The organism is Pseudomonas sp. 9_2_1 (assembly GCF_059295275.1).
The window spans coordinates 2,252,231-2,278,819 of the sequence record NZ_CM181239.1; the positions used below are offsets into that span (position 1 = coordinate 2,252,231).

20 protein-coding genes, 1 tRNA gene and 1 pseudogene are annotated in these 26,589 nt (G+C 55.3%); 11 read left to right on the forward strand and 11 right to left on the reverse strand.

Features of this window, described 5'->3' with window-relative positions; translation table 11 throughout:
* The first annotated feature begins 3 nt into the window (after positions 1-3).
* From pheT to AC5O5I_RS10235, 8 genes are all read left to right on the forward strand, one after another.
* Complete coding sequence (pheT, locus tag AC5O5I_RS10200) at positions 4-2,385, forward strand: phenylalanine--tRNA ligase subunit beta (RefSeq protein WP_494512509.1); 2,382 nt, start codon at positions 4-6, stop codon at positions 2,383-2,385.
* A gap of 4 nt (positions 2,386-2,389) precedes the next feature.
* On the forward strand, positions 2,390-2,692 hold the full coding sequence (ihfA, locus tag AC5O5I_RS10205; RefSeq protein WP_054887105.1) for an integration host factor subunit alpha: 303 nt from the start codon (positions 2,390-2,392) through the stop codon (positions 2,690-2,692).
* Positions 2,673-3,029 (forward strand): MerR family transcriptional regulator, encoded by a 357-nt coding sequence (locus tag AC5O5I_RS10210; RefSeq protein WP_172229993.1) that lies wholly within the window; start codon positions 2,673-2,675, stop codon positions 3,027-3,029. The genes ihfA and AC5O5I_RS10210 overlap by 20 nt, the downstream gene beginning before the upstream one ends.
* A 118-nt stretch (positions 3,030-3,147) precedes the next feature.
* A tRNA-Pro gene (locus tag AC5O5I_RS10215) sits at positions 3,148-3,224 on the forward strand.
* 494 nt (positions 3,225-3,718) lie between these two features.
* Positions 3,719-5,638, forward strand: coding sequence for a type I restriction-modification system subunit M (locus AC5O5I_RS10220; protein WP_494512510.1), 1,920 nt, complete (start codon positions 3,719-3,721; stop codon positions 5,636-5,638).
* A 38-nt stretch (positions 5,639-5,676) separates the two neighbouring features.
* On the forward strand, positions 5,677-6,963 hold the full coding sequence (locus tag AC5O5I_RS10225; RefSeq protein ID WP_494512511.1) for a restriction endonuclease subunit S: 1,287 nt from the start codon (positions 5,677-5,679) through the stop codon (positions 6,961-6,963).
* The gene (locus AC5O5I_RS10230) at positions 6,960-7,910 is read left to right on the forward strand and encodes a GIY-YIG nuclease family protein (protein WP_494512512.1); all 951 of its coding nucleotides are present in this window, start codon (positions 6,960-6,962) and stop codon (positions 7,908-7,910) included. Before AC5O5I_RS10225 ends, AC5O5I_RS10230 begins: the two co-directional genes overlap by 4 nt.
* Positions 7,911-8,083: 173 nt before the next feature.
* Positions 8,084-11,272 carry a type I restriction endonuclease subunit R gene (locus AC5O5I_RS10235; protein WP_494512513.1) on the forward strand — a complete coding sequence of 1,063 codons (3,189 nt, stop codon included), beginning with the start codon at positions 8,084-8,086 and terminating at the stop codon, positions 11,270-11,272.
* Between the two features lie 404 nt (positions 11,273-11,676).
* Here the strand turns inward: AC5O5I_RS10235 and AC5O5I_RS10240 are convergent, their stop codons facing one another.
* From AC5O5I_RS10240 to AC5O5I_RS10265, 6 genes and pseudogenes are all read right to left on the reverse strand, one after another.
* Positions 11,677-13,269 (reverse strand): hypothetical protein, encoded by a 1,593-nt coding sequence (locus AC5O5I_RS10240; RefSeq protein WP_494512514.1) that lies wholly within the window; start codon positions 13,267-13,269, stop codon positions 11,677-11,679.
* Between the two features lie 90 nt (positions 13,270-13,359).
* The gene (locus tag AC5O5I_RS10245) at positions 13,360-14,193 is read right to left on the reverse strand and encodes an ATP F0F1 synthase synthase (protein WP_494512515.1); all 834 of its coding nucleotides are present in this window, start codon (positions 14,191-14,193) and stop codon (positions 13,360-13,362) included.
* 4 nt (positions 14,194-14,197) lie between these two features.
* The gene (locus AC5O5I_RS10250; RefSeq protein WP_494512516.1) at positions 14,198-14,764 is read right to left on the reverse strand and encodes a KwaA family protein; all 567 of its coding nucleotides are present in this window, start codon (positions 14,762-14,764) and stop codon (positions 14,198-14,200) included.
* A 176-nt stretch (positions 14,765-14,940) separates the two neighbouring features.
* Positions 14,941-15,216: a hypothetical protein gene (locus AC5O5I_RS10255; RefSeq protein WP_494512517.1), complete on the reverse strand. Its 276-nt coding sequence runs from the start codon at positions 15,214-15,216 to the stop codon at positions 14,941-14,943.
* The gene (locus AC5O5I_RS10260; RefSeq protein ID WP_494512518.1) at positions 15,213-16,193 is read right to left on the reverse strand and encodes an integrase domain-containing protein; all 981 of its coding nucleotides are present in this window, start codon (positions 16,191-16,193) and stop codon (positions 15,213-15,215) included. The genes AC5O5I_RS10255 and AC5O5I_RS10260 overlap by 4 nt, the downstream gene beginning before the upstream one ends.
* 977 nt (positions 16,194-17,170) lie before the next feature.
* Positions 17,171-17,920: pseudogene (locus AC5O5I_RS10265) on the reverse strand (tyrosine-type recombinase/integrase); the annotation flags it as partial.
* Positions 17,921-18,192: 272 nt separating this feature from the next.
* Here AC5O5I_RS10265 and AC5O5I_RS10270 point away from each other — a divergent pair.
* Positions 18,193-21,045, forward strand: a complete 2,853-nt coding sequence (locus AC5O5I_RS10270; RefSeq protein WP_494512519.1) for a DUF8426 domain-containing protein — start codon at positions 18,193-18,195, stop codon at positions 21,043-21,045.
* A gap of 5 nt (positions 21,046-21,050) precedes the next feature.
* A complete protein-coding gene (locus AC5O5I_RS10275; protein WP_494512520.1) occupies positions 21,051-22,355 on the forward strand; it encodes an McrC family protein in 1,305 nt (434 codons plus the stop codon).
* Between the two features lie 180 nt (positions 22,356-22,535).
* Here the strand turns inward: AC5O5I_RS10275 and AC5O5I_RS10280 are convergent, their stop codons facing one another.
* Together AC5O5I_RS10280 and AC5O5I_RS10285 are read right to left on the reverse strand one after the other, a co-directional pair.
* A complete protein-coding gene (locus AC5O5I_RS10280) occupies positions 22,536-22,805 on the reverse strand; it encodes a DUF3077 domain-containing protein (RefSeq protein WP_494512521.1) in 270 nt (89 codons plus the stop codon).
* A 161-nt stretch (positions 22,806-22,966) separates the two neighbouring features.
* Positions 22,967-23,209 (reverse strand): hypothetical protein, encoded by a 243-nt coding sequence (locus tag AC5O5I_RS10285; protein ID WP_300032301.1) that lies wholly within the window; start codon positions 23,207-23,209, stop codon positions 22,967-22,969.
* Positions 23,210-23,694: 485 nt separating this feature from the next.
* On the opposite strand from AC5O5I_RS10285, the gene AC5O5I_RS10290 reads away from it, so the two are divergent.
* Entirely contained in the window at positions 23,695-24,411 is a 717-nt protein-coding gene (locus AC5O5I_RS10290) for a hypothetical protein (protein WP_494512522.1), read from the forward strand.
* A gap of 30 nt (positions 24,412-24,441) precedes the next feature.
* Here AC5O5I_RS10290 and AC5O5I_RS10295 read toward each other — a convergent pair whose 3' ends face one another.
* The 3 genes from AC5O5I_RS10295 to AC5O5I_RS10305 all read right to left on the reverse strand — a co-directional run bounded on the left by AC5O5I_RS10295 (position 24,442) and on the right by AC5O5I_RS10305 (position 26,430).
* Entirely contained in the window at positions 24,442-25,140 is a 699-nt protein-coding gene (locus tag AC5O5I_RS10295) for a hypothetical protein (protein WP_494512523.1), read from the reverse strand.
* Entirely contained in the window at positions 25,125-25,991 is an 867-nt protein-coding gene (locus AC5O5I_RS10300; protein WP_494512524.1) for a hypothetical protein, read from the reverse strand. Before AC5O5I_RS10300 ends, AC5O5I_RS10295 begins: the two co-directional genes overlap by 16 nt.
* Before the next feature lie 274 nt (positions 25,992-26,265).
* Positions 26,266-26,430 carry a hypothetical protein gene (locus AC5O5I_RS10305; protein ID WP_494512525.1) on the reverse strand — a complete coding sequence of 55 codons (165 nt, stop codon included), beginning with the start codon at positions 26,428-26,430 and terminating at the stop codon, positions 26,266-26,268.
* Positions 26,431-26,589: the final 159 nt, after the last annotated feature.

The following is a 26,589-nucleotide window of genomic DNA, read 5'->3' on the forward strand; positions in this document are numbered from 1 at the left end:
AGCATGAAATTCAGTGAACAGTGGCTGCGCGGTTGGGTAAACCCGCAAGTCTCCCGTGACGAACTGGTCGCCCGCCTGTCCATGGCCGGCCTCGAAGTCGACAGCGTTACCCCCGCTGCCGGCCAGTTCAGCGGCATTGTCGTGGGCGAAATCCTCGCCACCGAACAACACCCGGACGCCGACAAGCTGCGCGTGTGCCAGGTGACCAACGGCCAGGAAACCTTCCAGGTCGTGTGCGGCGCGCCTAACGCCCGCCCAGGCATCAAGGTGCCATTCGCCATGATCGGCGCCGAGCTGTCTGGCGACTTCAAGATCAAGAAGGCCAAGCTGCGCGGCGTCGAGTCGTTCGGCATGCTGTGCTCGGCTGCAGAGCTGGAAATCAGCGAAGAAAACGACGGCCTGCTGGAACTGGCTGCCGACGCCCCGGTGGGTGAAAACATTCGCACCTACCTGAGCCTGGACGACGCCAGCATCGAAATCGGCCTTACGCCGAACCGCGGTGACTGCCTGTCCATCGCTGGCCTGGCCCGCGACGTCAGCGCCCTGTACGACACCCCGGTCACTCGCCCGGTGGTACCTGCCGTCGCGCCGGCCCACGACGAAGTGCGCCCGGTCGAAGTCAGCGCCCCGGCTGCCTGCCCACGCTACCTGGGCCGCGTTATTCGTAACGTCGACCTGAGCAAGCCGACCCCGCTGTGGATGGTCGAGCGCCTGCGCCGCAGCGACGTGCGCAGCATCGACGCCGCCGTCGACATCACCAACTACGTGATGCTCGAACTCGGCCAGCCGATGCACGCCTTCGACCTGGCAGAAATCAACGGCGGCATCCGCGTACGCATGGCCGAAGAGGGCGAAAAACTCGTCCTGCTCGACGGCCAGGAAGTGGCCCTGCGCGCCGACACCCTGGTAATCGCCGACCACACCCGCGCCCTGGCCATCGCCGGCGTCATGGGTGGCGAGCACAGCGGTGTGAACACCGAAAAAACCCGCGACCTGTTCCTCGAAAGCGCCTTCTTCGAGCCGATTTCCGTCGCTGGTAAAGCCCGTTCCTACGGCCTGCACACCGATGCCTCGCACCGCTACGAGCGCGGCGTCGATTCGCAGCTGGCCCGCGAAGCCATGGAGCGCGCCACCGCGCTGCTGCTGGACATCGTTGGCGGCGAAGCCGGCCCGATCGTCGAAGCCGTCAGCCAGCAGCACCTGCCGCAAGTGGCCCCGGTGACCCTGCGCGACGAGCGCATCACCCAGATGCTCGGCATGCAAATGGACCCAGCCCAGGTCGAGCAACTGCTCAACGCCCTGGAACTGACCACCACCCGTGAAGGGGTAGGGCAGTGGACCGTCAGCGTGCCAAGCCATCGCTTCGACATCAGCCTGGAAGTAGACCTGATCGAAGAGCTGGCCCGCCTGTACGGCTACAACAACCTGCCGGTTCGCTACCCGCAAGCCCGCCTGGCCCCGCAAGGCAAGCCGGAAACCCGCGGTGACCTGCCAACCCTGCGCCGCCTGCTGGTTGCCCGCGGTTATCAGGAAGCCATCACCTACAGCTTCGTCGACCCGAAACTGTTCGAGCTGTTCAGCCCAGGCGTAGAGCCGCTGCTGCTGGCCAACCCCATCTCCAGCGACATGGCCGCCATGCGCGCGTCCCTGTGGCCAGGCCTGGTCAAGGCACTGCAGCACAACCTGAACCGCCAGCAAGACCGCGTGCGCCTGTTCGAAAGCGGCCTGCGCTTCGTCGGCCAGCTGGGTGACCTGCAGCAGCAGCCAATGATCGCCGGCGTTATCACCGGCAGCCGCCTGCCAGAAGGCTGGGCCAACGGCCGCGACAGCGTCGACTTCTTCGACGTCAAGGCCGACGTCGAAGCCCTGCTGGGCTACTCCGGTGCCCTGGCCGACTTCACCTTCAGCGCCGGCAAGCACCCAGCCCTGCACCCAGGCCAGACCGCCGCCATCGAGCGCGACGGCAAACTGGTCGGCTACCTCGGCGCCATCCACCCAGAGCTGGCCAAAGCCCTGGACCTGGACCGCCCAGTGTTCCTGTTCGAGCTGGTGCTGGGCGAAGTGGTCGAAGGCCGCCTGCCGAAGTTCAGCGAACTGTCCAAGTTCCCGGAAACCCGACGCGACCTGGCCTTGATCGCCGGCCGTGATGTCGCTTCCAGCGCGGTGCTTGAATTAATTCGTGACAATGCAGGCGAATGGCTCACAGACCTCAGGCTGTTTGATGTCTACCAAGGTAAAGGCATTGATCCTGATAGAAAAAGCCTTGCCGTCGGCTTGACCTGGCAGCATCCATCGCGCACTCTTAACGACGATGAGGTGAACACTACCCTGCAAAACATCCTCACCTCGCTCGAACAAAGGTTGAACACCACGTTAAGGAAATAACGGCATGGGTGCTCTGACGAAAGCTGAGATGGCCGAAAGGCTGTACGAGGAGCTGGGGCTTAACAAGCGTGAGGCCAAGGAGCTGGTCGAGCTGTTTTTCGAAGAAATTCGGCACGCACTTGAAGAGAACGAGCAGGTCAAGCTGTCCGGTTTCGGCAACTTCGACCTTCGCGACAAACGCCAGCGGCCGGGCCGCAACCCCAAAACCGGGGAAGAGATCCCGATCACTGCACGGCGCGTCGTCACCTTTCGTCCAGGGCAGAAGTTGAAGGCCCGGGTTGAGGCCTATGCTGGAAGCAAGCCATAACGACGAACTGCCCCCCATACCGGGCAAACGCTACTTCACCATCGGTGAAGTAAGCGAGCTTTGCGCGGTAAAGCCGCACGTGCTGCGGTATTGGGAGCAGGAGTTCGACCAGCTGAACCCTGTGAAGCGGCGGGGGAACCGGCGGTATTATCAGCGGCAGGACGTGCTGATGATTCGCCAGATTCGGGCCTTGCTGTATGAGCAGGGGTTCACCATTGGCGGGGCGCGGTTGCGGCTCTCCAGTGATGAGGCCAAGGATGAATCCAGCCAGTACAAGCAGCTGATTCGGCAGATGATTGTTGAGTTGGAGGATGTGCTGGTGGTTTTGAAGAAGTGAGCCCTGGGATTTTCTGATGAGTGGAAAATTTTTTGAGAAAAAGCTTTCACTTATCAGATGGTTAGGGTACATTCTTCAACGTTCTCGGCAGGATTGAGAACATGCTTCAAAGCCCAGTCGGGGCGTAGCGCAGCCCGGTAGCGCACTTGCATGGGGTGCAAGGGGTCGAGTGTTCGAATCACTCCGTCCCGACCATTATTGAAAACGAAAAAGCCCAGTCGGTAACGACTGGGCTTTTTTGTGTGGGAGATATTATAGATCTGTAGGACAGTCCGGTGAGTCGGGGTAATTTGAATCGTGTTCCCAATAATATGATTTAAATGGTTATTTTCTTTTTGAAGATTCATCTGGAATGCCATTTGGAATAACGCAAGTATCGGATTGACGATGCAGAGAGGACGGTAGGTGCTGAGCTGCATCCCCACTGTTGCGCTCCTTTTGCTTCCTATCAACCTTCAATAGGCGCCCCCCGCTGAGTGGGATGAGCTTTTCCGATATGGAGTACGCCTGTAAGCGCGAGCAAACCTATCGTGAGCATTTCCTGGTTGAAATGAATGAAATCAGCACCTTAGCCGTTTGCCGATACTGGCTCGAAGCTATCCAACCGGTTAAGGTGTGGCATTCATCACATATACCTCACAGGGATGCGGCGAGCACGCCCTCCCTGCTTCTGTGTAAGGAACGTGCGCGTGAACCAGCAGACCCTGGCCCCCTTCATCTGGAATATCGCAGATCTGCTTCTGGGAGCCTTCAAGCCCTCCGAGTACGGCCGCATCATCCTGCCATTCACCGTGCTGCGTCGTCTGGAATGTGTGCTGGAACCCACCCGCGGCAAGGTACACAGCCAGTATGAGGCGATGAAGGCCAGTGGCGTGGACATGGACCTGATCTTGCCGGCCACGGCCGGCGCAACCTTCTATAACGTCTCTCAGTTTTCCCTGGACAGCGTGGGCTCCACCAGCACCCGCGCGAACCTGGAAGACTACATCGCCAAGTTCTCCGGCAACGCCCGCCAGGTGTTCGAGCACTTCGCCTTTGACCGTTGGTTGGAGAAGCTGGAGAAGGCCAACCTGCTGTACCTGGTTACGCAGAAGTTTGCAGCAGTCGATCTGCACCCGGACAAGATCAGCAACCACGAAATGGGGCTCGTCTTCGAGCACCTGATCCGCAAGTTTGCAGAGTCATCCAACGACGATGCCGGGCAGTATTTTACCCCGCGCGATGTGGTGCGCCTGGCCACCACCCTAGTGTTTGCGCCGGATCATCAGGCACTTAACGGCGATGGTGTAGTGCGCACTGTGTACGACTGCGCAGCCGGCACGGGCGGTTTTCTGTCTTCGGCCATCGAGCAGGTCTACGAGTGGAACCCCAATGCCCGCCTCGTGCCCTACGCCCAGGAGCTGAACCCGGAAACCTACTCCATCTCCGTGGCGGACAAGCTGATCCAGGGCTACGACACCCGTAACATTAAGCTCGGCAACACCCTGTCCGACGATCACCTACCCCATGAGCAGTTCGACTACTGCCTGGCTAACCCGCCGTTCGGTGTGAAGTGGGAGAACGTCCAGAAGAAGGTGCAGGCCGAACACAGCCAGCAAGGCTACGCCGGCCGCTTCGGCGCCGGCCTGCCGCGCGTGGGCGATGGTTCGCTGCTATTCCTCATGCACCTGCTGTCCAAGCGGAAACCTATCGAACTGGGCGGCAGCCGCATCGGCATCGTGCTGTCCGGCTCGCCGCTGTTCAACGGTGGTGCTGGTTCGGGCGAGTCGGAGATTCGCCGCTGGATTCTGGAGAACGACTGGCTGGAGGCAATCATCGCCCTGCCAAACGACCTGTTCTACAACACCGGCATCGGCACTTACATCTGGGTGCTGTCCAACCACAAAGACGCGCTGCGCAAGTGCCGGGTGCAGCTGATCGACGCCAGCGCCATGCATGCGCCAATGCGCAAGAGCCTGGGCAGCAAGCGTAAATTCCTGTCAGACGAGCAAATTGCCGAGATAGCTAAGCTGCACGAGGCCTTAGAGGAAGGGGCGAACTCCAAGACCTTCGCCACCACGGACTTTGGTTACCGCCGCATCACTGTCGAGCGCCCGCTGCGCCTGCGCTTCTCGGTGACCCCGGACAAGCTCGCTGCCTACCAAAACACCAAGGGCGCCGATCAGACTGAGGCCTTTGCAGGCGTACAGGGCGAATTCGACAGCCTGGCGGCTTTTCTCCAGGCCGCCGGTATCAAGAAGCTCGGCAAGGGCGCGCTGAAAACCGCACTAGCCAGCTTTGGTGAGCGCGACGCCAATGCTCAGCCGGTGCTGGACGACAAGGGCAACCTGCAGGCCGACTCCGACCTACGCGAATTCGAAAACGTACCACTCAGCCAGAGCATCGATGACTATTTCGCTCGCGAAGTGCTGCCCCATGTGCCTGATGCCTGGATCGATACCAGCAAGAAGGATGCGAAGGATGGCCAGGTCGGTGTCGTCGGCTACGAGATCAACTTCAACCGCTACTTCTACACATACCAGCAGCCGCGCCCGCTGGCCGAGATTGATGCCGACCTCAAGGCCGTAGAGGCCGAGATTGCCGCGCTGCTGGGCGAGGTAACGGCGTGAACTATTACAGGCCCTACGCGGCGTATAAGGACTCCGGGGTGGAATGGTTGGGACGGGTGCCAGCCCATTGGGATGTCTCTCCTCTCAAATACTTGATTTCAGGTATCGAGTCCGGGACAAGCGTTAACGCAACAGATACTCCGGCCGGAGCGGGCGAACTTGGCGTTCTAAAAACAAGCTGCGTGTACAGTGGGAAGTTCGATCCTGCGGAAAACAAAGCTATTGTTCCTGAGGAGTATGGGCGTGCCACATGTCCTTTGGTGATTGGCTCTCTTATAGTTAGTCGAATGAACACGCCAGATCTTGTGGGGGCGGCCGGTCTGGTTCGTCAAGCGTTAGATGGGATCTTCCTTCCGGATAGACTTTGGCAAGTCCGATTCTATGGAGTCATGCCTGCGTTTGCGTATTACTGGACGCAGGCAGGATCCTATCGCGCCCAGGTAAAGATGGTTTGTACAGGTACTAGCTCAAGCATGCAGAATCTGTCTCAAGACCAATTTAAAGACTTCGTCTTGGGTGTACCTGCAAAAGATGAGCAGCAATTGATCGCTGCCCACCTCGACCGCGAAACCGCCCGCATCGACGCGCTGATCGAGAAAAAAACTTGTTTTATCGAATTGCTACGCGAAAAGCGTCAGGCGCTGATCACCCATGCCGTCACCAAGGGCCTCGCGTCCGATGTGAAGATGAAATGCTCTGGCGTGGAATGGCTGGGGGAGGTGCCGGAGCATTGGGATGTGCTCAGCTTCCAGCGGTGCGTTCGCATCGCTGAAGGACAAGTTGATCCGGAAGAGTCGCCTTATCGGGAAATGGTATTGCTTGCACCCAACCACATCGAGTCTGGCTCGGGGCAGCTTCTTTACACCGAGACGGCTGAAGAGCAGAACGCTGAGAGCGGGAAGTATCTGTGTAATAAGGGTGACGTTGTTTACAGTAAAATCCGTCCGGCACTGAGAAAGGTTTGCATCGCTCCGGATGTGAGCCTGTGCAGCGCTGATATGTACCCGATGCGGGGGCATTCTGGAATGAGTAACCAGTTTCTTTTCTGGTTCCTTCTCTCCGAACCATTTTCTGCGTTCGCTGTGTTGGAGGCTGATCGCGTGGCTATGCCGAAGATTAATCGTGAGTCACTGAATAGCGTCCATCTTCCCAGGCCTCCGCTCAACGAGCAGATTGAGATTGTTGCTTGGGTGGAGCAGGCCACCGCAAGGTTAGACAACTTGAGAGCCAAAACTGAACGGAGCATCGAACTCCTAAAAGAACGCCGCGCCGCTCTGATCACAGCTGCGGTCACCGGCCAGCTCGATTTGAGGGGGGCGGAATGAGCCAGGGTCGTGGTCTGCGGCTGTTTCTGGTGGACGGCACGCCCAATGGCCTGCTGACCGCCGAGATCATGAACTGGACTGGCCATGTGCTTACCGGCCCGCGTTCCAAGTTGGCTGAACTGGTGCAACGTCCTGAATGCGCGCGTACTGGCGTGTACTTTCTTGTCGGCCCCGATCCAGACGATAGCCTCCGTACCCGCGTGTACATAGGCGAATCTGATGATGTGGCCCTGCGTCTGAAACAACATAACCGCCCGCAAGAGCAGGGTGGCAAGGATTTCTGGGAGCGTGTGTGTCTAATTACCAGCAAGGACCAGAACCTGACCAAGGCTCATGCTAAATACTTGGAGAGCCAACTTATCCAGATCGCCAGTCAAGCTGGTCGTTGTGTAGTAGGAAATGGCACAGCGCATAGCTACACCAACTTGCCTGAGTCGGATCGTGCTGACATGGCGTTTTTCCTCGAACAGATCCGTATCGTGCTTCCTGTACTGGGCTTCGAATTCCTGCGCGAGCTGATCAAACCCTCCAAGCTTGTTACCGCACCAGTCGAGCAACCAGTTAGTCAGTCCCCACGTTTTGCATTACAGCTCCCAAAGAGCAAGGAGCGCGCGCAAGCGCAAGAGGTTGATGGTGATTTTTTTGTACTGAAAGGGTCTCGAGCTCGGGCTCAGTGGGTAGGAACGGCGGATCACAACTATCGGAACCTTTACCAGCAGTTGGTGAGTGACGGTGTCATAATCAGTGACGGAAGTGAGTACCTAATATTCAAGGACGACTATGCCTTCAGTAGCCCAAGTGCCGCAGCAGCGGTTGTGTATGGTCGTGCAGCCAGTGGTCGAACCTCTTGGTTAGTCGAAGGTAGTGGCGAAACTTATGCCGCCTGGCAGGACAGTCAACTGTGTGGTATCGGTTTGAAGCCGGAAAATGAGTTGCTCAGTGAATAAGAACGAGCAGTCGCAGCGGTTGATCTTGTTGGCGCCACCAACTTACGAACTTGACTGGTGGCGCCTGAGACGACGGTGAGTGGATGTGCCCCGGCTGTATCTGTAGATACGCACGATAGACATTACTAGATGGGCTGTTCCCAAGGATGGCCGCGAAGTTGAAGGACGAAACGATGAATCAGATCCACCACGAATGCGAACTGGAACGCTATATCGTTGAGCAGCTTGAAGGGGCCGGGTGGCTGGTGGGTAAATCGGCGGACTATGATCAAGGGCGGGCTCTAATCCCTGAGGACGTGGTGGGCTGGCTGGAGGACAGTCAGCCAGTGGCTATGGCCAAGATTGTTGCCCTCAATGGTGTTGGCACGCGTGATGTGGTGCTGGACCGGCTGGTCAAGCAGCTGGAGAACAAGGTCGATGGTGGCACGGTGAATGTGCTGCGATACGGCTTTGCCGTGGCCGGTGGCGGCACCCTGGCTATGAGCCAGGCGCTGCCCGAAGACTCGCGCAACGACACGGTGGTCGATCGTTATGCGGCGAACCGTCTGCGCGTAGTGCCGCAGCTGCGTTACTCGTTGGACAAAGCCGACGAGATCGATTTGGCCTTCTTCATCAATGGTATTCCGGTGGCCACGGTGGAGTTGAAGACCGACTTCACCCAGTCAGTTGAAGCCGCCATGCAGCAGTACTGCATGGACCGCCGACCTGAGCGCAAGAGCTGTGGTCTGGAGCCTCTGCTCACTTTCAAGCGTGGTGCGGTGGTGCATTTCGCCATGAGCGATAGCGACATACGCATGACCACCAAGCTGTCCGGAGATTCGACCTTCTTCCTGCCGTTCAACCGGGGCAATGATGGCGCCGCCGGCAACCCGCCGGGTGGAAACAGTAGTTACCCGGTGAGCTACTTCTGGGAGCGGGTGCTGCAGAAGGACAACTGGCTGCACATCTTCCATCGTTTCGTTCTGCAGGAGCGTAAGGAGGCTCAGGACGTCAACGGCAAAACCTACTTCAAGGAAGGCCTGATCTTCCCGCGCTTCCATCAGTGGGAAGGTGTGACGAGGATGATCGACGCGGTACGGGTAGAAGGGGCAGGGCAACCGTATCTGATCCAACACAGCGCCGGCTCGGGTAAGACCAATACCATCGCCTGGACCGCGCATTCGCTGATTCGTGTGCGCCGTCCGGACGGTGAGCCGTATTTCCACAGCGTGATAGTGGTGACCGACCGCCAGGTGCTGGACCAGCAGTTGCAGGATGCCATCCAGCAGATCGAGCATCAGGCCGGCGTGGTGTGCGCTATCGACCGCCAACAGTCGAGCCTGCCCAAGAGCCAGCAGTTGGCCAAGGCCATGCTCGATGGTGTGCCGATTATCGTTTGTACCCTACAGACGTTCCCCTATGCGCAGAAGGCCATCCTCGGCGAGCAGAGCCTGCGCAATCGCCGTTTCGCGATCATTATCGACGAGGCGCACAGCTCCACTGGGGGCAGCACGGCGGATGACCTACGTTATGTACTGACCGGGCAGAGCGAGGCTGAGTGGGAAAAACTCTCCAAGGCGGAGCGGTTGTCCGTGTGGCAGAGCTCGCGCTCGCGCCCAGGCAATGCTAGCTACTTCGCCTTCACCGCCACGCCCAAACATTCGACGCTGAGCCTGTTCGGCCGTCCGAGCAATCCGGCGCAGCTCGTCAGCACCGACAACCCGCCGACACCGTTTCACCTCTACACCATGCAGCAGGCGATAGACGAAGGCTTCATCCTCGATGTGCTGAAGAACTACACCAGCTACGAGGTGGCGTTCAAAATTGGCAGCGAGATGGTTGATGACAAGCGCGTGGACGAGAAGAGCGCCGGGCGCAAACTGGCCAAATGGCTGTCGCTCAACCCGGTGAATGTGGGACAGAAGGTCGAGTTGATCGTCGAGCACTTCCGCAAGAACGTCGCGCACCTGCTCGGCGGCCAGGCCAAGGCCATGGTGGTGACCAGCTCGCGTGCTGCAGCGGTGAAGTACCACCTGGCGTTGGAGGACTACTGCAAGCGCAAGGGCTATGACAACGTGCTGGCGATGGTGGCCTTCTCAGGTGAGGTGCCTAATACGGATGTGGAAGCGGCCAGCCTGCCCAAGGGTCACCAATTCAGTGAAACCAACCTGAACCCCGGCCTGCATGGCCGCGATATGCGCAAGGTGTTCGACACTCCGGACTACCGGGTCATGATCGTCGCTAACAAGTACCAGACCGGCTTCGACCAGCCCAAGCTGGTTGCCATGTATCTGGACAAAAAAATATCGGGTGTGGAGGCGGTGCAGACCCTCTCGCGCCTGAACCGCACTTTCCCCGGCAAGGACAAGACTTTCGTCATCGACTTCGCTAACAAGGCCGAAGAGATGCTCGCATCGTTCAAGACCTTCTATCGTGATGCCCAGGTAGTGGACATCCAGGATCCGAACATCGTCTACGACATCAAGCAGCGCCTGGATGGCATGTTCATCTATGAGCAGGCTGAGGTGGAGGCTTTTGGTGATGCCATCGTTGATCCGAAAGTGACGCATCAGAAGCTGTTCTCGCTCACACAGTCGGCCACCGACCGCTTCAACGGAAAATTGAAGACGCTAAACGATGCAATCGACCAGTGGGAAAAAGCCTGGGAGAAAGCCCATGACGAGGGCAGCGACAAAGACATGGAATACGCCGATGTGCGCCGTTCGGAGTATTGCAAGGCCCGCGACGCGCTGATGATCTTCAGTGAGAGCCTGACCAAGTTCGTGCGCAGCTATGAATACATCGCCCAGTTGATCGACTTCGGCGACCCCAGCCTGGAGGCCTTTGCCAGCTATGCACGCCTGCTGCGTAAACGGCTCAAGGGCATTACTGCCGAGCAGGTGGATCTGGGGGACCTCAAGCTCAGCCACTTCAAGATCAAAAAGGGCAGCAACCTCGGTGGCGTGGTTGTTCAGGCGGAAACACCTGGCCTATATGGCATCACTGACAACGGGCTGCGTGATGCCCGTGATCGTGAGAAGAAGTATCTAACCGAATTGATCGAAAAGCTCAACAATGCGTTCGGCAAAGACATCACTGATACCGACCAAGTGGCTTTCGCCGTGCACGTTTCCGAGAGGTTGCGCGCTGACAGTGTGGTGATGGCCCAAGTGCAAAATAATACGTTGGAGCAGGCCATGAAGGCCGATCTACCAGCCAAGGCGGTGGCCGCCATTGCGGCAGCGATGAATAGTCACGCCAGCATGGCAACTAAGCTGCTCAGCGATGAGTCGACACGGAGCGTGTTCCTGACGGTGGTCTATGAACTATTGAAGAAAGACTCGGGGGCGGACTTGCTTGGCTCCACTAGATCTAAAAATTAATCATTGATGCCCTGAATTATGGGGTCAATTAGTTAAGAAAGTGGCTCATTGATCTCAGCTTGCTATTGACTAGATTCAAGTCAAAAAAGACGCCATAAGGCGTCTTTTTTATCGAAGTGGTCTGGATTGAATAGCGGTTCGGCTGATAAAAATAAGTAATACTAAGTATGATTATTCTGGAGTGCAGTTTGGGTTGATCTGTTGGCCGGGTTGATATGGTGGTGAGGTGATTGAACGAAAATCGCAAAATGGCAATCGAGCAAGGGGAAAGTAGCTACGGGTTTGAAATTTATTATTATTGATTTTTATTCTATGACTTGGCTTCCATGCGTCATGATCGCCATGCAGGTTATTTATAGTACCTAGTGATTGCGTTTAAAGTGAGAAATCCCTTTGTAGTATAGTCAGAATACGTAGGCCGGGTGATAGAAGCGTACGCCGACAAAAATTAGCCTGAAGTTATCAAAGTTGAGGCTTGCTTGCTGTGTGGCTTTTTCTTCCGCATCTTCAAAATTAGATGAAAATATACTCAGCTCGAAGCTATCTGGAGTTTTCGTCTCTGATAAGACTTCAAAAAGATAAAGGTTCTCATTTCTGACCTTCTTAGTAATTTTCCCGAAGACTTGATTAAGGTCTAGTTCGGGCTCGGGAAAAATTATTTTCTCCGAGGAATATTCGAGAACGACACAGTCAGAGGATAAGTCTACTACTCTGATTAGCTCAGAGTTCTTATAATGATTTATGAATGGTAATATTGTTGTCGGAGTGCCGAAGAACCACTCTTTGGGTTGAGAGTTTTCATAGGTTATGAACTTGAGAGTATCCATCGCTTCGCCATGGATTTTTTCGATACGCAGTCTCTCTAACTGAGCCTCCACAAGGCTAAGCTTATCTGCGGAAATTGGGATGTAAGGGGTAAGAGTAATGAGCGCATATTTCGGTGTTTCAACGGGCTGGTGATAGTCGTTATGTATCTTGACTAACGCTTCACTGATGATGAAGCCCAGTGTCTCCGGATCATTGCCGTGAATGTCAATGCTTAGTAGTTGATGATGAATGTTATCGTTCATCTGTACGATGCTTGCTGAGTGTCGCGCCGTGTTGAGAAGCACTACGTAACCAAATTGTCCGTTGTCAAATTCATTAACAGCATCGCCGAAAGAAGCAGATAGCCTGGGCCCGTCTTGGTTGGGGCAGCATGTTGTATTTGTAATTAGTAAGTTGTGTTCGCCATTGCTAATTATACAGAAGTGATCTGTTTTTACGCATATGGAGACTATGCGTTGGACTTCGAATGCCACGGACTCACCTGAAACTAAATAACAAACATTAGGTTGGGTGTTTAGTCCATTCGCAGAGACATAAATGCCGGTGTAGGCCCCGCCGATACGTTCACTAATGGTCGGGTTATGAATCCCATAAACCTGTAATAAACCTAGCATTCGCATCAAGAAGCGCTCATCGGCTTCAGCACCAAGATACTTCTCCTGTATCCAGGTTTCTTTGAATCCCTGCCAGAAGCTTTTGGTGTACTTTTTTAGGTCATCAGGCGGCGAGCCGAAAGAGGCATATTCCACATCTGTTTGAATGGAGGCTTCTGCTCTATTGTCAAATGTTATCAGCTCTGGGTAACTCAAGTGGAAGGCTATGGCAATCTTGATATGTGGCTCACTTCGAATGTTCTGGAAGTTAGCGATTGCACGATTCAGCGCTTCTTGATGAGTTGCTCCATATCTGAGGTGGTCAATTAGAATGGCTATAAAATTGTGGCCAAAATTTGAATCGCCCGATAAGCAAATGGCTGTGTTTTCGTATGTGTAGATTTTGAAGGCGCTTTCAGATACGTATTCGTTTCTTTTGGTCACACTTCCCTGCAGCTCGCCAAATGAAGTGTGGCAGCCGACTTGCTCATAAGCGTAAGGGCTTAGACTGGTTGCTGCGCTGTCCGTAATGATGAATGTAGAGGTTTCTGTTCTCCAAGCGACGCAATAAGTCATGAGGTGCCTTGAAGGTGGTTTAATATGTAAAGGGGAATACAGTGCAGGTTGGTAATGGCAGGTCGACAAACCTGCAGTTCTCCACTATATTTATCCAAGCGCTTGGACAGAGTTAGCTAAACGCTTTTCTTGTCCGAATTGGGTTGTGTAAAATCGTTGTTCTATACCATAAATCAGCATTTTTAACTCGTTGTCTGTGGAGATGTCAAACGTTCCCTCGTCTTTGTTAAACTTCAAGCTTTCTCCGCAATAGCCGTCGATGTAGGAAAGCATGCCTTCTTTATCTTGCTCTGGTAATGCCGCCAGAGTAGCCATAGCCAGTGCAATTCTTTTTCTATTGGGTTTCGATACTTTGTTGGCATCGAAATCATTGCTAAGACTTATGAACGGTTCGTCGAGGAATTGCTTTACCTCTTCCTGTGTTGCCTCTTTATAAAGTTCATCAATTCCCGGGAAAATACTTGAAATCGTCGCCAAATTTTTAAAAATCAGCACATCTTGTTTGGAGAAATATACAGCGTCCGGTTGGGAGTTGATCACGAGCCTTAGCCGATCATCTTCAACTTCTGCGACTTCACCGAATACAAAAGTCTTACGTCGCAGGAATAATGATGGAGTAACCTTCTGGAAATAGAAGTCACTTCCTTGAAGTGCGCATATGTGAGATATGTCCGGAAATTTGTCTTTGGGAAGTTCGTCGTAGTTTTTGGGATCAATGTCGGCTGTCAGTATCTCTGAGCAGTAAGCTTGCTGTGAAAAATTCTCGACTTTAAACCAACACTCTTCATCCAGGTTGTGGTCTGGGTTGTAGGAGGTGCATGCCGCAGGATCGACTTCGATGCGCGAAAATAGCGTGTAGTCTGATATTAATTTAAAAACTGGTTTCTTACGTAATTTCTTTACCTTTACCAGAACGTGATCCATGTTTTTAGTCTCGCTCAATGAATGTGTAGTTATTTATTCTAGATGCTTTTGTTATTGCTATCTCGGAGGGGGTTTTGTATTTCTGGCGGCTGATCAGGAATATGGAGGATTTAGATGTTGTGGTTATGTTGTAAAATTCATATCCATAAAGTAGAAATAGAGGATTGAAATATAGTGCTTGAGATCTAAATGTGAAGACGAATAAAATGCCGTAGACAAAAAACAAGGTCTCCCAATTGCTCACGCTTAGAGCTACAAAGAAATATCCGAGATAGCTTGGTAAGAAACTATTATTTGCGTGGTCAATGCTGCTCGTTTGTCCTTTTTTGAATTCGTCTTTGCCTAAGAAAGAGCTGAGTAAAAGGCTTGCTCCTGTAAGTGTGATCGGAATCGATAAGTAAAATAGATAGGAGACAGCGTTAGGCATTTTGGATAGCCATAGGCTGTTAGAAAAGAAATATCCTAGCGTAAAACCTTTCTGGACAAGAAAAACGATGACAAGCAGCGACGTGGCATTGAAAGTCAGCAAGAGCCTGAATATAAAGTTAAGATCAAATCGTAACCTGTCCATAGGTTCCTCAGTGCAGTAGTCGGTGCTGTTTAATCACCACCGCGAAGCACGATGGTATCAATTGGCCATGTCGTAGTCTAGCCTGCTTCGGCTTCCTTCGCCTGATGGATTTCGCGTCCGATTTTGCTCTACGTAGGCTCCAATTTAGCCGTCTACCCAACATTTGGTTGGAGGTTTCAGCGGTTGAATATCCATGGTTTTTCTAATCGACGGGTGATCAGCCTCACGGTCAGTAGGTATTGATACCGGGTGGCCTCAGCATGCATTTTCAAGTGTTCATCGAGAAACCAAGCCAAATGCTTTTTCTGCCAAGCCCAAGGTATCTGTCGTTGCCAGCGCTTTGAGATTTCCGTTTGGATGATTCTCGCCTGCCGCAAATGGCGTTGTTGAGTGGCGTGCGATCCGCTCAGCACGCTGGTAAAGAACAGCTCCATATCGAATGGCTTGCTCATGTACGCCCTCCAATGTACGCAGTGACGACGTCGACCCGACCGTGCCCCAGCTCATAGCTGATTTGCCTCCGAGCCTCGCGGTCAAGGTGCTGATCTAACTGGCAGCATTGACCCCCGTTTATAGGTGAGCGGTGTTGGGTGATTTGCTCGTAACGCTCACATGCGTACGCCGCTCGCAGCTCATGAAAGCCTTTGAGGCTGTGTGCATGCAGGATGTCCCGCGCCGGGCGGACGATGTCCTGTAGAGCGTCAAGGTAGCTTTCGTGCGGCGCAATGAGGTTGCGGCTACCCGCAGGCGACACCTGCCGTGCAAACCCAAGTGCACCTTGAATATGGTCGTGCACCGCAATCCAACGGGGCGCCGAGGCGCCAGCTCGGCCGCCTTTGGTGCCGTCCTGAATGTTGATCCTGCCTAGGTCGTTAGCCTCACGGCTCAGCCGTGGCAAGTCGGCTAGGATCGCCTCACGCAAGCGCATGCCGGTGGCTCGCGCCAACAGAACGATTGCAGCGGCGCGTTGCTGATGATTGCGGCAAAGCGCATTGACGATCTCATTAACCTGATCGCGGTCTTGGCCCTGCGGCACTGAGTGGCGAATCCCGGTGCGCTGCATACCCAACGCCTTGCTCGGACTGGGCAACTTCACGTACTGATCACCGCGAAGCGCTGCCATGGTTCTGTTAACGCTGGATAGCCGGTTTTGTGCGGTGCTGACGGCGAGATCACCGCGCCCAACCAGGTCACGCAGATACGCCGCATAGTCTGCCAACAACTTCCGATCAATCCGCCGCGCATCATTGATACCGGGGCCCTGATCGGAGCGGCACCACTTCACGAATGCCTGCCACCGATCACAGTGAGCTTTGACCGTGCCGTAATGGCCACCGCCGAACATATCTTTCAGCGCCTGCGGACCTGCGTAGCTCAATTGCCTGCCGTAACCGAAATTGCGGCCATCGCGTCTACCCACCAATGCCATGTCAGTCACCTCATCAGCCGATCTCCGATCCTCGCCCCACGTCATCCCGCCAAGAATGCTGAGTGTTATCAGGGATCAAGGCCCCTGCGACCTGTGAGGGTGTCCACTAACGTGGGACTGGCGGCTCTTTACGACCAGGAGCAAGGGCATCTCATGATCTGGCCTCCTGAGCACCGTTACCGGTGGGCGGGTGGAGGCTGCACTGGCTGACGAGACCAGCGCCGCGAGATCCTGAGCCACAAGCAAGCAGCAATGCGATGACCGGGACATGCCTGACTGTCAGTCAGGTGCAGTCCATTCCTTGGGCTGCGGCACCATCATCTACAGCGCTGTTGCTGGTGACATCGGCGTTTGTCACGCCGATTGTCACGAGGGGAATTGCCGCAAAGCCCTGTGCGATGAGGGCTGCAGCAGTGGTAGGAGCGCCCGTCTCTTTTCTGGAAAAAGAGACGGGCGAACGGTTGGCGCAAAACGTTGGCCGAGCAGGTTCGTTGCTGCAGGGCTAAAGGGTTAGCGGGCAGCCGCACTAGGCTGATTGTTTAGAGGGCGTCCATCATTCTGGCGAATGACCGTGCGAGCCTCCGGGCGCGAATCGCACTTTGGGATGAACCACCGGGTTAGCGGCATGACCTTGAAGGCTCTGGTCATCTGGGGTGCTGCCTAAGGCAGCGCTTTGAATCTTCGTTCTATCGGTCACCGCGGCACGGGTCAATTGGTGAAGGGCACATGGAAATGCGCCAGATTCCACCTCTGGCGTGCTTTGGAAGTCGGTGGGTATTAGTGGCAGAGTGGCCGTTTGTCGCTTTTCTAGTGTTAGCCCGTGAGCACGGGGATGCGAAGCCTCCCCATGCTCACGGGCTTAGCCGGAGAAGCCAAAGCGAGACGAGTTGGCGACTGTCGCCATCAGCTCAGACGACAAGGATGTAGATGCCACGCGGTCTGTCGCCAGTGTCGCCAGTGTCGCCAGTGTCGCCGTCCTATCGGATAGGTACTACGTTCCGATCCCTAAGCACGTTCATCGCGCTGGCCGAGAGATTGCCGGTTGACGCCTTCAGAATGTACTCGCTCCACCAAGCCATCATCGGCCGCCGGCGCTCGATGTAGTCGGCTCGGTTGTAGGCACTGCGTACCTCATCCTTGTCTACGTGCGCCAACGCCACTTCGATGAGCTCGGGGTCCCACCCATGTTCATTCAAGATGGTGCTGGCCATCGAACGCATGCCGTGGCTGACCAAGCGATCCTGGAAGCCCATGCGTTTCAAAGCCATGTTGGCGGTCTGGCTATTGGCATGAGTACGAGGATTTCGGTCTGCCGGAAAGACGTACTCTCGATGACCACTGTGGGACTTCAGTATTTCCAGCAATGCCATGGCTTGATCGCTCAACGGGATGCTGTGTGGGCGGCGTTTTTTCATCCGCTCCGGTGGGATGGTCCAGACACGCCTTTCAAAGTCGATGTCTGTCCAGCGAGTAGTTGCCGCTTCGGCGGGGCGAGTCATTGTGTGCAACTGCCATTCGATCAGGCATCGGGTGGTGCGCTTGATACTGGCGTTCGCGATCTCCAGCATGAGCTCGGGGAGCTCTTCGGGCGGAAGCGCCGCCATGTTTGCTTTCTTCGGTTTCTTGAATACCGCCCGAATCCCGCTGAGTGGGGTCGCGAAGATCATTCCCGGATTGCCCCCGTAGGTCACGATCTCGTTGAGGCGCTGGCTAAGCGGCTTCAGCGATCCGGCAAACATCCAGTTTATGGCTTGATCTCCTGTAGGAAAACGCTGAAAGTTGTCGCGGAATTTCCCGCAAGGACGCGCAGCCAGTGCCTCCTTGGTCAAGAAAAGGATGTGTACGTGTATTACCCGATTTTACCTGATCTAAGCATACAGGCCTTCGAAGCCACGCAGGATCAGTTGTTGGAAAAGGGCCGTGCGTTTATCCAGGGCCTATCGCACGGCGTTTCTGAGGTACAAGTGGCGGAGTTTAGCCTGCTGCTGAGGCCTCAGGCATGAATGAGCTCATCGAAGAGCGTCAGGCACTCTGGGAAAGCTTTTTACATCGCTGGCCGCTGGAAGCGCTGGAGAATATGAGGCTGGTGCAATACAGCCATTCGGGCGATCAGGACTGCTTCGTTTACTGGCTTGAAATATTGACTGAGTCGCTGGGTTCGATATGGGGCGGTTCTGCGTTTAAGTTCGGTGTCTACTCGCGGCGCGACCAAACGGAGAAGGTCAGTGATAGCGAGCGATCCTATTCGACTAATTACGCGTGGTACAGCCAGTACGGGGCTACGGCCGACGAGGCTTTTGCTCAGGTACTTGGCCAGATCGTGCTTGTCGCCAAAGCGGCTCGGGCCGGTGATCTGGAAGCGGTGGAGCAGGCTCGATTGGGGCCAGCACTAAAATGGAAATTGGCTTTTTTGTATCAACGCCCCGAGCAGCCATGCGTGCTGCCCATCTATGGCCTGCGGTTTCTGCGTGCTGCCACAAACCAGCCTAGTGCACTATCTGCACCTGCATTACAGCGCCAGTTGCTCGCTGAGCGTGGCGATCAGAACATGTTTGCCTATGCCGACAGCTGCTGGGCTACCGCTAAGTCCTGGCTGCTGCAGCAGGCAGTGGGCGAGCAAGCGCTGGCCTACTTCAACGAACAGCCTGAACGTTTTTTCCCCATTAATACGACGCAGAAGGTAGCGGGTTATCGGCTGATTAATGGGCGGCAATTGGCGCTGATCCGAGAAGGAAAGAAGTTGACTCTGTTTGTGGCTCCTGGCGCCTGGCTGAACTCAATGGTCGAGCCGCCATTAAGTCGTGATGACTACCTCCCCGATCGGAGCCGCAATAGCAACCTGAGCTCGTGTGCTCCTGAACTGGCCAATGGTCGGGAGGCTGCGTGCATCACCCTAAGTGGAGTCGAGGCCTTGGAAGCGCTCTGCAGCGCCTATGAGGGGACGGAACTCGGTGATGACGTCCATCCTGTTACCTTTAAAGGAACCACTGTTATGCCCAGTGTGCCACTCAATCAGATCCTGTTTGGGCCTCCGGGCACCGGTAAAACCTACGCCACTATCGAGGCTGCGCTAGAGGTATTGGACGCCGAATTTCTGAAATCATGGAAAGCTGATCGTGCTTCGCTAAAGGCTCGCTTCGATCAGTTAGTAAAGGATGGACGAATCCGTTTCGTAACCTTCCACCAGAGCTTTAGCTATGAGGATTTCGTAGAGGGCTTGCGTGCCGAGAGCGATGAGTCCAGTGGACAGCTGCGCTATGAAGTCGTCGATGGTGTTTTCAAAAGCTTGTGCGAAGTGGCGGCAGCCAAGGTCATCCAACAAACTGAGGCACCGCTAGAGCTGGGCAGCCGTCGGATCTGGAAGATGTCATTGGGCAATACGCTTGGCAGTGATTCTAGTATCTACGAAGAATGCTTGCAGGGGGGCTATGTCCTGCTGGGATACGGTGGGGCGATCAACTTCGGCGGTTGTAAGAGCCGTAGCGATGTGAAGCAGCGCTTTGCTGATGAAGGCGTTCCGCTGGAAGGAGCTATGGATTACAGCCTGACCAGTGTCACTCTCTTCGTGACCAAGATGAAGCCTGGTGATTTGGTGGTGGTCAGCGATGGGAATTTTAAATTCCGGGCCATCGGTGAAATCACGGGTGACTACAGTTTCAAGGCTCACCCTGAGTATGAGGCAGACTACTCGCAAATGCGGCCAGTGAAGTGGTTGCGTCAGTACACGCCATCACTACCACATACTGAACTGCTTAATAACCAGTCCAGTCAGATGACGCTATATGAATTGCGAAGCCCGACGCTGAACCAGGAAAAATTGCAGGCGCTGTTGGGGGCTCAAAGCGTAGCGAGCGTAGGGACTGCTGCGGGCTTCAGCACGGGGCAGGTCTTTAGCCGGGACTACCAAGTTATTCACGCCAGTGCTGATTTGCTGGAGCTCAAGAAGCCCAATGGCAATTTTTTGGGGTTGTCACTCCGCCTGTTGGATACATTGGTCAACGCTGTACGTTCTCGGCAGATCACCCTGCAAGACATCCGTGACAAAAAGGCGATTGAAAAGCTTCCGGGAACGAGTCTTGAGCCCTACATGGTCAACGGCTACAACAACATATTGGCGCCGCTGGTAGAGCATATGCTAAGCCAGGCGGTTCCGGCGGCAGATAGTGGGCCTGGCAGTGATGCTCGCGTTCTGATCATCGACGAGATCAATCGGGGCAACGTCTCGCGTATCTTCGGCGAGCTGATCACTCTAATCGAGCCATCCAAGCGGGCGGGCGCCGACGAGGCGTTGTCAGCGGTGCTGCCGTATTCCAAGCAGCGTTTCAGCGTTCCAAAAAATGTTTACTTGATCGGCACCATGAACACTACTGACCGCTCGTTGGCGGGTGTGGATATCGCTTTGCGCAGGCGCTTTACCTTCCGAGAGATGCCGCCTCGGCCCGATCTCCTGGATAAAGTTGAAGTGGAAGGCATTCCGATCGGCGAACTCCTGCGTGTGATGAACCAGCGCATCGAGGTGCTGCTTGATCGTGATCACTGTCTTGGGCATGCCTATTTTATGCCGCTGCGGGCCGAGCCAAGTCTTGATCGATTGAAGTTGATATTCCGCAATCAGATTCTGCCGTTGTTGCAGGAGTACTTCTTCGAAGATTGGGAACGTATCGGCTGGGTGTTGAATGATCACCACGCTAAGGCAAATGGCACTGATCCTTTCATACAACGACCGGTTACCCAGAAGGGGCTTGCGACCCTATTTGGTAATGAGGTAGCTGGCAAGCTAAACGATCAACGCTGGGAGCTAAATAACGATGCATTTGGCTCGCTTTCCAGCTACCGCAACATCTTGGGCTAAGCAACGTGAACCGCGCGCTGATTACCGTTCGTGAATATGCACGTCTGACCACTGAGGCAGTGACGCCTTCATTGGATTTGGCTCAAGTGTCCTCTAGAGTCTTTGATTGGTTGTGTGAGCTCAGCGCCAGCTTCAGTCGCAGCGGTGCGACCCTGCTACAGGTGGAGGGGCGCCGCTCGCTCAAGTGGGACAGCTATGTAGGGGTGTTGGAAGCACCCTGCGGCACTCGGCTGGAAATTTTGCCCAAGCACTTCGAGCGCGGCGATTGTGTGCTTCAAAGCCGTCAGTTGCTGCGCAAGCTGATTCAAAGCGCTTTATCACTCAAACCCCGCGAAGCCTCAGTGACCAGTTTGGAGTTATTCGAGGCTCCCCTGAGCGAGTGGGTGATGGGTGAGTTTCTCCGAGAACTAGATCTGTTGGTCAAACGCGGCGTGCGTTTCGACTATCAACGCATCGAAGAGGAGCAGCGTTTTCTGCGGGGGCAAATGAATATAGTTGCACAGATGCGTCAGCCTATGGGGCGACAACATCATTTTCAGATTCGTCACGATGTGTTCCTACCAGATCGCGCTGAAAATCGACTGCTCAAAATGGCGTTGGAGCAGGTGGCCAAGACCACACAGGATGCGAGCAATTGGCGCCTAGCCAACGAGCTGCGCTCCATGCTTGTTGAGATACCAAGCAGTAAGCAGGTCCAAGCAGATTTTCGTGCCTGGAGTCGAGACCGGCTTTTGGCGCATTACCAGCCGATCAAACCCTGGTGCGAGCTGATCCTTAACCAGCAGATGCCAATCGCCGTGAGCGGCCAATGGCAAGGTATGAGTCTGCTATTTCCTATGGAAAAGCTGTTCGAGCGATATGTGGCAGGATGGCTGCAACGGAACATGCTGACTGGCGCCAAAGTGATTCCACACGCCTCCAGGCATTCTCTTTGCTTGCACGAAGGGAAACCTATCTTCCGCTTAGAGCCGGACTTGTTGTTGCAGCATGGCGGCGAGGAATGGGTACTGGATACCAAATGGAAGCGTCTGAATGGGGCAGATCGCGCGAACAAATATGGATTAAGCCAAAGCGACTTTTATCAGCTGTATGGCTATGGACAGAAGTACCTGAGAGGGCAGGGGGAGATGGTGCTGATTTACCCATCTTGGGCCGACTTCAAACAGCCGTTGGCACCGTTTGATTTCGGAAGTGAATTAAGACTGCACGCGCTTCCATTCGATTTGGATGAGGAGCGATTGATGGGTGCTGAGTTGACCAGCTTGCCTTTGCTACCTGCTACAGAATCACCAAGAGTATTCGCCAAGTGAGACAAAGCTTGGCCATGGCTGAGGACGTTCAATGATCGCAGGCCAATTTGAACTGGTGTCCCAGTCTGGCTCAGAGAGGCTTGCCAACGTCCTGATGCTTGAACAGGTGGGGCCGCTATGCGGCCCATCGCGGATGAATCCGCTCCAGGGTGCGACGTTGGGCCGGGAGGATGAGAGTAATCAAGGGTCTTTCATCAAGCCCAGTTCGGCATCGTCGAGCAGGGCCTTGGCCAAGGCGCAGAGGTAGTGCGACGCCCAGATCAGGTGCGGCTTATCTTCCATCAAGCCGTCCAAGGTCATATCCCGTGCATAGCCCATCAGCTCCGAGGCTTGTTCACGGGCGCTCTGGCAAGGAATGCCGGCTTCGATGCGAAAGAGGGGGTGGGTCTGGTTCTCACCTTGGAAGAAGGTGGTTTTGCCGACGGTGAATTTGGTTTCTTCTGTAGACATTGTTCAATCTCCCCGAAATCTCTAGTACCTGTGCTAACGCCATCGCCAGCAATCCCCCACAGCTGCTCACAAGCGCGAAGGCGTGTGACGTAGGTCGGTCCACTGTCGGGGCCTGGCTTGCTGGTGATGGGTTGTGCCCAGGCCACACAACCAGTTGGACGTCAGTGCGAAGTCGCGGCTTCAGTGGGTGTCTGTAGCTGAACCAGCGCGGACTCAAGCAATGCTCGCAGCGTCTCCAGCTCGTGCATCGAGGTCATCATCAAAATTGATGCAGGCGACTTGGGCTGCAGCAGCATTGCCTGATGCACGACGGTCGCCGCGCATAGCGCGTAATCCGTTGCTTCGATCAACGTGTCTTCAAGGCAGAGGGATTTGTGGGGTGGATCTGGAACAATCTTGAGCATGGTGTAACTCCAACGTCAGGAAGTGGAGCTACCTCAACCTTGCTGTCAAACAAGAGGGTGGCAGCTGTACGCGGGTTGACAGACCGAGACGTTGGCACTCGGCGCACCAGAAGGTGCCCCACGAACAGCCGCCATGAAAGCGTGCTTATGTGGACAACGTCAGCGGTCTGTCAAAACCGGTCGCTGAATTGGCAGCGACCAGCCGAGACTAGGACCCGCGTTGACCATGCGCAATGGAAATCAGGCGTAGCGAGTATCTTTGGGAAATGCCCTACAAGGAAGTTCTTATTTCTGATTTTTCACCCGCTTTCATCGCCAGAAATCTGCAGCGTTCATTGCTCGTTCAACAATCGAAAGCTCTCAAAAAGCTAACCAGCCAGTAATTGCTGTATCCAGCTATGTCCCGATGATGTCAAACGGTCATCATGGACTTACGTCCCGCAGCCCCCGAAACTGACTGGCTCGCACCCAGACCAAGGCAGGTCATGACCAATCTCAAGCGCGCCACCTCCCTGCTGCTGTTGCTGGCTACAGCCTCACTCACCGCGTGCCTCCCTTGGAAACGCGAACGCGCCGCCTACGCGGACCTCTGCCAATCCGAATTCCAGTTCAAAGTCCCAGGCCCGCAGGGCGAAACCACCCTCTACCTGGAAACCTACCTCTACGACCACGCCGCCCTATGGGGCGAAAAGCGCTACGAGCAAGGCCTGCACGTGCAGTACCCGGGCGAGCAGTACCCGCGGCCGGAATTCTTCGTGCAGATGATCGCCTACAACAAGGACCGCCAGCGCCCGTCGACCGACTCCAAAAGGGGCCAGCCGCCGATCCCGGTGCTGTACGACAGCCGCCAGGCCTACATTACCTTCGAAGACGGCTCGCGCCTGAATGCGCGGCCCGAGGTGTACGTGGGCCTCAACGATATCTACGACTATCCGACTGTGACCGAGCGGGCTGCCAGGCCATCGCCGTACGACATCAACAGCGATGAAGTGCACCGGATGATTCCCAAGCTCACCAACAACAAGCGCTATGGCTCGGCTTATGTGATCTTCCAGACGGACAAGCTGAACGCCGACGCCAAGTGGACCATTCACCTGGGTAGCCTGAAGGTGCAGGGGCGCGAGGTGGCGATTCCGCCGCTGCGGTTGTGTTATCACCCGGTGAAGAAATGGATCGGTATCGAGCCGCTGATGCGGCCCTGATACCAAGGTTTGAAGTGGGTAAGTGCCTTTCTAGTTTTGCTGCGGAAGGCCAGCCCACCCGTCCCGCATGCCTGCAAACACGTTCAAGCTTGGGCACACCAGGCGCACCATGCGGTCTGCCTTGCGGCGGTATTTGAGGTTTTCGTCCTCCGTCCACACATAGGCTTTGAGCCAGATCGTCACGGAACCGACCTGAAACCGCAGGGCGCTCTCTTCATCCAGAATCTTCAGCGCTCGCTTGATCTTTTCGTCGCGCTCGAAAACGGTGGCTACCAGCCCGACGCGATAATCCAGGCCGCTATCCTGTTGCTGTTTCACCGCGCGGAAGTCGGCATCGGAGAAACGATAGTAGCCCCCTCGCTCCAGCTCCAGTTCGGTCTTGATCTCATCATCCTGATAGCTATACGGATGGCTGTGGTAATCGCCGAGGAACGTGACCTCGGGGAAGAACGTATCGATGAAGCTTTGTTTGATTTCCTGCGGGGCAGCACCGTAGGAAATCGACCCTTTGTCTCGGGTGACAGCGGTGCACGTGTCTGCCCAAACCACGCGATACAGGGTTTGTCCGCCAATGGTGGTTTGAGCATAACCCCACAGGTGGCCGAACGTTTCCACCCGCGCTGAGAAATCACCGTTTTCGAGTTGGTGCTCGACCTTGTAGGCTTCCAGCGCCGAGGTGACGATGCTGAAGAATGCCTGTTCGGATATCGATACTACTGAGTTGACCATGGGTTGCCTGGGGTTAGTCGATCGGTTGTAGGGGCGCCGTTCGGCGTGGCTTTACGGTAGGGTTCGTCATCAACCGTGCTGTTGGCCGCGACGGTTTGAAGGTCCGGCAGATTGCGCAGGAGGATCTGGTCGATCAGGAAGCGGCGTGCTGCACGTGATTTGGCACTGACGCTGCTCGGGTGCTGTATGCGGTAGCACTGCACCGAGTCATGCAGGCGGAAGCGCCACAGTTGGTTAACCGGTATGCCGTGCATACGGTAATCACCAAGCTCGCTGCAAACACTGTGCTCACCCTTGTGCGGGAAGAACTGCTGCCTTATGCGGGCACTGCTCGCGCCGTTGGCAAACACGATGATGTCAGGGCGAAGAATGTCGATTTGCGCCTCGAGCAGGCGCTTGGATACCTGCATGAGCTGCGTGAAATGCCGCCAACGCATTGGGGAGCTTCGCTGCCATGCGAAGCTGAAGAGGTTGGCCCAGGCGATACCCAGGGTTTGATCAGCCTGGCGTATTTCGCGGAGAAAGTTGAAGAAGCTGGCTCCGCGGTCGGTTTTGTCGTGTAGATACTTTGCAAAATGGCTTTGCTGTATTGCCATGGCGCGCTGGATGTACTCGTCCAGGTCTGCAAAGGGTTTGCCGGGGGTCAACACATCCCAACGGCGCGTTTCGCGGCCCACGACCATGATGCGGTTCGTGGCCTGCTCGAATTCCGGTGAGGTACCAGGAAGGAACAAGCCTGAAAGGTGCTTGAAATCCGCTTCTTGATCGCGGCTGCGGTCCAGCCAATGCAGCGGGAGGTCTGATAATGCTTGGCGGTACGCTTCCGTCAATTGCTGATGTTTGCTTTCCATCGCTTGCTTTCCAAGGCCGCATCAATGCGGGGATTCTGTGGTACGGAAGGTTTGCAAATTGGTGGGGTAGTGTCAAATTGATGTCACGCATCGCGCGCCCGGCAGCGCATCAGCGGTTGAGGGTAGGGCGGTTCATTGGCGGGCGCCTGAGAGGTGAGCGGCGATGAAGGGGGACTTCTAGCCTTCTCATTCGGGCGATTCACGGCATGTGATCATGCTGATCGCAAATTCGGGTAAACGCGCTTCAAGCCATGTTGGGCTCGGGCAAATCTCGTCACTTCACTGCCGCTGTGAACGTTGAAACCCGCTGACTGCGATCTGCACGGCGGCTGCCACCAGGCAAAAGCAGCCCGATCTTCCAGCCGCCCTGCAGCCCAAAATAATCGCCTATCGTTCCGACGATCAGGACGGTGAAGAAGATGGTGAAAGGCAGAATCATTTTGTTTATCGGGGCTTCCAGCAGGCTGCATGGGCATAGGTAAAGCCCAGCGTACTCGGCAGAAATGAGCGCGGATCATCGCAAGCCGGGTTCCGCGTAAGGCGTCGCGTGCATGGCTTCATCACTAGTATCAAAGTGATATCACTTTGGATATAGTTG